The organism is Microcoleus sp. S13_B4 (assembly GCF_036700885.1).
Taxonomy (GTDB): Bacteria; Cyanobacteriota; Cyanobacteriia; order Cyanobacteriales; family Microcoleaceae; genus Microcoleus.
The window spans coordinates 41,218-48,651 of sequence record NZ_JAUBPU010000043.1; the positions used below are offsets into that span (position 1 = coordinate 41,218).

The 7,434-nt window shown below is 46.5% G+C and carries 6 protein-coding genes and 1 pseudogene; 5 read left to right on the forward strand and 2 right to left on the reverse strand.

Annotation, left to right across the window (positions count from 1 at the left end; genetic code table 11):
- The first annotated feature begins 261 nt into the window (after nucleotides 1–261).
- The 4 genes from ftsH3 to QT994_RS19885 all read left to right on the forward strand — a co-directional run bounded on the left by ftsH3 (nucleotide 262) and on the right by QT994_RS19885 (nucleotide 4,111).
- Nucleotides 262–2,100, forward strand: coding sequence for an ATP-dependent zinc metalloprotease FtsH3 (gene ftsH3 / locus QT994_RS19870; RefSeq protein ID WP_333049491.1), 1,839 nt, complete (start codon nucleotides 262–264; stop codon nucleotides 2,098–2,100).
- Nucleotides 2,101–2,247: 147 nt separating this feature from the next.
- The gene (locus tag QT994_RS19875; RefSeq protein WP_333074531.1) at nucleotides 2,248–2,610 is read left to right on the forward strand and encodes a nuclear transport factor 2 family protein; all 363 of its coding nucleotides are present in this window, start codon (nucleotides 2,248–2,250) and stop codon (nucleotides 2,608–2,610) included.
- A gap of 239 nt (nucleotides 2,611–2,849) precedes the next feature.
- Nucleotides 2,850–3,488, forward strand: coding sequence for a bifunctional 4-hydroxy-2-oxoglutarate aldolase/2-dehydro-3-deoxy-phosphogluconate aldolase (locus QT994_RS19880; RefSeq protein ID WP_333177396.1), 639 nt, complete (start codon nucleotides 2,850–2,852; stop codon nucleotides 3,486–3,488).
- A gap of 101 nt (nucleotides 3,489–3,589) precedes the next feature.
- Complete coding sequence (locus QT994_RS19885; protein WP_333049497.1) at nucleotides 3,590–4,111, forward strand: L,D-transpeptidase; 522 nt, start codon at nucleotides 3,590–3,592, stop codon at nucleotides 4,109–4,111.
- Between the two features lie 116 nt (nucleotides 4,112–4,227).
- Here the strand turns inward: QT994_RS19885 and QT994_RS19890 are convergent.
- Together QT994_RS19890 and QT994_RS19895 are read right to left on the reverse strand one after the other, a co-directional pair.
- Nucleotides 4,228–4,917 (reverse strand): annotated as a pseudogene (locus tag QT994_RS19890) (YwqG family protein); the annotation flags it as partial.
- A 211-nt stretch (nucleotides 4,918–5,128) separates the two neighbouring features.
- Complete coding sequence (locus QT994_RS19895) at nucleotides 5,129–6,718, reverse strand: Hsp70 family protein (RefSeq protein WP_333177397.1); 1,590 nt, start codon at nucleotides 6,716–6,718, stop codon at nucleotides 5,129–5,131.
- A 366-nt stretch (nucleotides 6,719–7,084) separates the two neighbouring features.
- On the opposite strand from QT994_RS19895, the gene QT994_RS19900 reads away from it, so the two are divergent.
- Nucleotides 7,085–7,387 (forward strand): hypothetical protein, encoded by a 303-nt coding sequence (locus QT994_RS19900; protein WP_333177399.1) that lies wholly within the window; start codon nucleotides 7,085–7,087, stop codon nucleotides 7,385–7,387.
- The last annotated feature ends 47 nt before the right edge of the window (nucleotides 7,388–7,434 follow it).

The following is a 7,434-nucleotide window of genomic DNA, read 5'->3' on the forward strand; positions in this document are numbered from 1 at the left end:
GACTGGTGGCGATCGCCACCAATTTTGACAATCTTGACAAATTCTGTTCTATAGTGTAGCCGGAAATGTAACCCTTAAGACAGCACCCGCATCTCCTGACGAAGCCCAGGGCCGTTCGGTTTCCACAACCTCACCTTAGACCGCCACAGCATGGCCGGGATTCCTCACCACACAAAAACAAGTTACAATTACGTTAAGATTGATGAACATAAATAAAAATTCCCAGATCACAGGGACTAAAAATTAGGAGGATCGACCTCGGTGAATAAACGCTGGAGAAACGCTGGCCTGTACGCACTGCTGGCTATTGTAGTCATTGCCTTAGCAACGGCTTTTTTTGACAAACAGCCCCCAAGCCGCGAAGTTTGGAAGTACAGTCAATTCATTCAGGAAGTCGAAGGCAAGAGAGTAGACAAAATAAATATCAGTTCCGATCGCAGCAAAGCCCTGGTCACAGCCCAGGACGGCAACAAGGTGATTGTCAACCTGCCTAACGACCCAGAACTGATCAACATCCTGAGCAAAAATAACGTCGATATTTCAGTTCTGCCCCAAAGCGACGAAGGCTTCTGGGTAAAAGCCCTCAGCAGTCTGTTCTTCCCGATTCTGCTTTTGGTCGGACTGTTTTTCCTGGTGCGGCGCGCCCAAAACGGGCCCGGCAACCAAGCTATGAACTTCGGCAAATCCAAAGCTAGAGTCCAAATGGAGCCGCAAACTCAGGTGACTTTTGGCGACGTGGCCGGCATTGAACAAGCCAAGCTAGAGCTCGCAGAAGTCGTGGACTTCCTGAAAAATGCAGACCGCTTCACCGCAGTCGGAGCAAAAATTCCTAAAGGCGTGCTGCTGGTCGGCCCTCCCGGAACTGGCAAAACCCTGCTGGCAAAAGCAGTGGCTGGAGAAGCAGGCGTTCCCTTCTTCTCGATTTCCGGTTCAGAATTTGTGGAAATGTTCGTAGGTGTGGGTGCTTCCCGCGTCCGCGACTTGTTTGAACAAGCTAAATCGAACGCTCCTTGTATTGTATTTATCGATGAAATTGACGCGGTAGGCCGCCAGCGGGGCGCTGGTTTGGGCGGTGGTAACGACGAACGGGAACAAACCCTGAACCAGTTGCTGACAGAAATGGACGGCTTTGAGGGCAATACTGGCATCATTCTGATTGCTGCCACAAACCGCCCCGATGTGCTCGATGCGGCGCTGCTGCGTCCGGGTCGCTTCGATCGCCAAGTTGTAGTCGATCGCCCCGACTTCGGAGGCCGCCTAGAAATTCTCAACGTTCACGCCCGCGGCAAAACTTTGTCGAAAGACGTGGACTTGGAAAAAATCGCCCGCCGGACACCCGGTTTCACCGGTGCGGATTTGTCCAACCTACTCAACGAAGCAGCCATTTTAGCCGCCCGCCGCAACTTGACAGAAGTCTCAATGGATGAAGTCAACGATGCGATCGACCGCGTGCTCGCCGGCCCAGAAAAGAAAGACCGCGTGATGAGCGAAAAGCGCAAAACTTTGGTAGCTTACCACGAAGCCGGTCACGCTTTAGTGGGCGCGCTCATGCCCGATTATGACCCCGTGCAGAAAATTAGCATTATCCCCCGCGGCCGCGCTGGCGGTTTGACTTGGTTCACACCAAGCGAAGATCGGATGGATTCTGGCTTGTATTCTCGGTCTTATTTGCAAAATCAAATGGCGGTAGCTTTGGGCGGCCGCATTGCTGAAGAGATTGTCTTCGGCGAGGAAGAAGTAACAACCGGTGCGTCAAACGACTTGCAGCAAGTGGCAAGAGTAGCGCGGCAAATGGTGACTCGCTTCGGAATGAGCGATCGGCTAGGCCCTGTAGCTTTGGGTCGCCAACAAGGCAATATGTTCATGGGTCGCGATATCATGGCTGAACGCGATTTCTCAGAAGAAACCGCAGCGACGATCGATGATGAAGTGCGTTTGTTGGTAGAGCAAGCTTACCGCCGCGCTAAAGATGTACTCGTCGGCAACCGCCACGTCCTTAATGCTTTGGCAGATATGCTAGTTGAAAAGGAAACGGTGGATGCGGATGAATTGCAAAATTTGTTAGCTAATAGCGATGTGAAAATGGCGACGATCGCCTAATCGATTTTACAATTTAGATTTGGGATTTTAGATTAAATCTAAAATTTGAAATCGATAATTGGGGTGATTCTGGGATTGTCTGGAATCGCCCCGATTTTTTTGTGGGCACACAGGAAGCAGCCAAAAAAAGCATTGGAGTAGCAAACCATGATCGTCACTGAAGATAGAGCGCGTGAACTTGCACTTGATTGGGTAGAAGCTTGGAATACTCATAACCTCGATCGAATCATGTCCCATTACGCAGAAGATGTAATTCTGATATCGCCTGTCGCAGCGCAACTGCTAAACGAACCATCTGGGACAGTGACAGGCAAAGAAGCGCTACGAAACTACTTCAAAAAAGGGCTGGAAGTTTATCCTGACCTCAAGTTTGAGTTGCTTGATGTGATGTGGGGAGTTTCCAGTGTTGTCCTTTACTACATCAACCAAAAAGGCACGAAGGCAGGTGAGTTTATGGAAGTCAGTTCAACCGGAGAAGTGACTAAAGTTGTTGCTCATTACAACGGGTAGAGCGAGGTTATGCAAATGGCGGTAATATGGATGGCACAACCGAGCGATGCTGAGGCTTTACTTACTCTCGCTAGCGAGTCAAACGCAGTCCACTCGCCTGTGGTGTAAAGAAAATAACGCAATTTTAACCCCCCCTCGGAAACCCACGGAGGTGGGTTTTGTTTGTATAGACGCGGTTTCAACCGCTGGGTCTTCCGATATGAACTGTATAGAATTATCTGGCGGCAAAATCAGTTAGCATGAATCATCAATCTTGGTTGACACAACTAAAAAAACACCGGGCGATCGCAGTCATCCGTTCATCAGAAAAGGAACTTGCTTGGCAGATGGCATCAGCGGTAGCAGCAGGCGGAATCCAGTTTATTGAAATTACTTGGAACACCCACAAAGCCGCTGAATTAATTGCGGAACTCCGGTCAGAATTTCCTACTTTTAGTATTGGCACCGGCACTTTATTAAACTTAGAACAGTTGCAGCAAGCACTAGACTGTGGCGCTCAATTTCTGTTTACTCCACACACCGATGTAGCGATGATTAAAACAGCAGTTGACGCCGGAGTGCCGATCGTCCCCGGTGCTTTTTCTCCCACGGAAATTGTCACCGCGTGGCAAGCAGGCGCTACCTGCGTTAAAGTGTTTCCGATATCGGCTTTGGGAGGCGCGGCCTACCTGAAAAGCCTGCAAGGCCCCCTGGGAAACATTCCTTTAATTCCCACTGGCGGGGTGACGCTGGAAAATGCGAAAGTATTTATAGACGCTGGGGCGATCGCCGTGGGTTTGGCCGGAGACTTATTTCCTAAACACTTAGTGGAAAATCGCGATTGGCGGGCGATCGCCCAAATTGCCCGAGATCTTACCCAAAACTTAACAACTTGTTAAGCCCTGTTTCCCAATCCAACATTTCAAATCTAAAATCTAAAGTAGGACAAGCCAATCTAAAATCTAAAATCTAAAATCTAAAATAGTACGAGGTGTGAGAAATGAACAGCATTATCAACTCAATTTACTTCCGCCGCGCAGGAACTTTCTGTGCCGGCTGCGCCCTAACATTTGGTGCATTCTGCGGCGGTTCAATGACCGCATTAGCCGGCGAACAGCACAACATAATTGCTAATAAAATTATGCAGTTGCAGCAATCCAGCCAGCGCTGGATTGAAATAGATTTGTCAAGACAAAGGTTAATAGCTTGGGAAGGAAATATACCTGTTTACGCGGTGGTTATTTCCAGCGGCAAATCATCGACTCCCACCCGCACGGGAACCTTTGCCGTTGAAACCAAATACCGCGTTGCTAGAATGACTGGGCCGGACTACGACGTGCCGGACGTTCCCTATACAATGTATTACGACGGTGGCAATGCAATTCACGGCGCTTACTGGCACAATTTGTTTGGCAATCCCGTTACTCACGGCTGCACAAATGTAGCTGTAAATCACGCTAAATGGCTATTTGAATGGGCCTCGGTGGGGACGCCAGTGGTGGTGCACAAATCTGAGATTTAGGGCATTGGGCATGGGGAATTGGGCATGGGGCATGGGGCATTAGAGCCCCGACTTCTTAAAGAAGTCGGGGCTCTGGGTATTCTCTTTTTTTAAGTTTGCTTACTTAACGGCTGCTTTCAACCACAATCCCAATTGTATAAAACCTTACTAAAATCTAATTGTTTGAGTGCTGATTCATCAATAAAAAAGTTACCTACACCAGTGTCTCCCCACATGATATCTACTGTCTCATTGCAATCGGTATTCATTTGGAAGAGAAGAATTTTTGGTTTTTGTACCAGATCACAGTTACTACTATATTCTCTTACGTCATTTTGTACAAAATCAGGATAACCACCTATTTTATGATCAAAGGAAGGCGATATTTCTAGGTACTCATCCTCAATTTCAGGGTTCATAAATAACTCATCGATTTCCGAGCCTAAAAGTTCGGTAAATTGGTAGTCACTGGTACTAATCGGCGCATATTTTTTAGTAAATTGCAAGCTGCAACAGCCATCAACAGGAAAAGCTTCGGGTTTCGGCAAAAAATCATAATTGGTAATCATGTTTTCAACTTGGAAGTCGGGCTGAGGAAAATATATTATTTTGAATTTTTGTTCGACTGCGGGATTATCTACATTGGCGTAATTGCCGAAATCTAAACCATACAGGTCATCGTCGGCTATATAGAACTGTAAGATGCCCCGATCGGGAAAACCATCTAAAGGCGGTATTTCATCAAAGTTGAGTTGCGCTAGCAAAAATAAATATTTACCGTCACAAGTTTTGGGATATTCAAAGCCTTTAGGTAAATAAGGAAATCCCCCAAATTTACTCTCCCACCAATTAACGTCATCATTATTCTAAGTTTGAATTTCGATGTAAGGTTTAATGGTAGCTTCGATTATGTCGCGATACTTTTCTAGTTCCGGAGAGAGTGGAACTTCTAGTTTGTAGTCCATCTGCTTTTAAAAATTTGTTTTGAACGCAATCAGTAGGGTGCGCTTCGGCGCACCTTACCTGTAAAACTTATTCCTAACTTAGCTGCACCACGGGTTTATCCTCTAACAATGTTTGATTGGTCAGCAAATCTTCCACGGTAATTCGCAAAAAGCGCTGTTCGTCAACGCGGAACAAAACTTTTATGCGATCGCTCCCCGGATACCCAGGCGGCGTCAATTGAGCGATGCTGCGTGCTCCGTCTTTGTCATTTAGCGGCTGTACCGATCTTTGACCAGCGAGTTGGCGAGTAATTAGCCTGTCCCCGTCAAAATATATCTCCGTGCCGCCAGTTTCCGCTCCCAATTCGCCGACAATTAATTCTATACTCGGCTGATTTTCTAAAGAAGCCCCCAAGACTAATTCTACCGGTTCGCTCATCGGATAAGACTGGCCGGATTTAATTAAACTGTGCCAACTGTGGCAATTTTCGCGGCGGTTCCAGTAGCGAATGCCGTAACTGTGATAGAGAAAATCTTTGATTTCTAGCCCTTGACTCAGTTGCAGAGCACCTTGGGCGATCGCCTCAAAGGGTTTGTCGCAGCGAATTTTTGCCGGCTCGAAATATTGCTGCACCCAACGCTGGACAGCGGGAATTTGGACAGTACCCCCAACTAGCAAAACTGCATCGATGTCGCCAATTTCTAAACCTTGGCGTCGCCCTTGCTGCAATACTTGATTCATGCAGTCGTCTAGTTTGTCAAAAAACTGATGTTCAGCGAGGATAGATTCAAAGCGAGATCGGTCTAATTCTAATTCGTAACTCTCAAAATTTTCGTCATCAAAATAAACCTCAACCGCCTGATTCACTAAAGACAACTGAATCTTTAACCGTTCTGCTAATCTCGTTGTGATCGGAGACTTTGCCAGCCCTTTTGTTTTGAAAAAATAGTCAACCAGCCAATTATCAATATCAGAACCGCCCAAATTTCGTCCGGATTTAGCCAAAACCCGCGCAACTTTTGTTTTTTGTGCTGAAGATTCCGCCAATAACTTTTCGCCCCACTTGAGAATAAAACCGAGGGGCTTTTTGTCGGAGGAAGGGTCCAAACGCACTACAGAAAGATCGAGAGTGCCGCCGCCGAAATCAATGACTAACAGAATTTCGCGATCGGCTAAACCGTAACCCAAAGCAGCCGCCGTAGGTTCGTCCAACATCCGCACCTGTTCTACTTGCAGAGATTGAGACACTTTGCCCAACCAATGGCGGTAAGCTTCAAAACTATCTACCGGCACAGTAAAAATCAAAGAATCGATCGGCAAGGGCAGTTCGCGAATTGAGTTCACAATTTGGCTCAAATACCACTCACCTACTTGTTCAAAAGTAATAAGTTGCCCGTCAAGTTCCGGCACAAAACCCTGAACAGAAGTGCCAATTCCCCGCTTAAAATTGCGAAAAAACCGAGAATCTCCACTCAAATCAAGGCCTCGGTCGCGGACTTGCTGACCGAGTAAGACTTTACTTTGAGCAGCGTCCTCAATGTAGAGTAAACTGGGAATTAGGGGCGGATTTTGAGCCGAGATTGCCGACAATCCCGGTAATTTCAAAGTTTCGGGCTGCTGGAGGACTTGATTCCAGCGAGCGACGACGGTGTTGCTAGTTCCAAAATCAATTGCGATCGTCATTCAGCCAAAATACACAGCTATTAGGGATTTAATCATATTATGGTATTTCGAGTCCCCAATGCCAACCGATTATCAAATTGTGCTTGAATAAAGACCTTGTACCCACAAAAACTTCTTTAACGGCGGAGTCTTCAATTTTGGGTAACTGCATATTTTTAGTCGCCACAAATTGGCACCAATTTTATAAGCGGCACAAATCTCATACCATCTTATATTTTAGATTAAATAATTGGGAATAACTGACTGGATACGGGTTTGGCTATTGCCTAAAGTTGCATTGTTTTTTGAAAGTGGTATCGCCTGTCGCCAGTGGCTAAGCTTTTACCTTTGATATCAATCCAATTTTACAACAATAAAGCGTGAAAAATGCTGAACAGGGGCGATCGCAAAACCGCACTATTGGCTTTAACACTACTTGTCCCTGCTGCTAGTATTGGTATAATAGCAGGCTTGTATATTGCCCCTGGAAGCTGGGGACAAACACTGTCAGTCTTTTGTCAAGTTTGGTTGCTGGTTTTTCCCATCGCGTGGTCTGTTTTTGTCGATCGCGAAAAGCTCAGTTTATCCATACCCAAGCGCCAAGAATTGCTGGCTGGATATATTTGGGGAATATGGATGTTGGCGGTAATTCTGGGTATTTATAGCCTTTCTCAGAAATATGAGGTATGATGTTACTGACACTCATTCATGAGGGTCAAACAGAGAACACACGATCG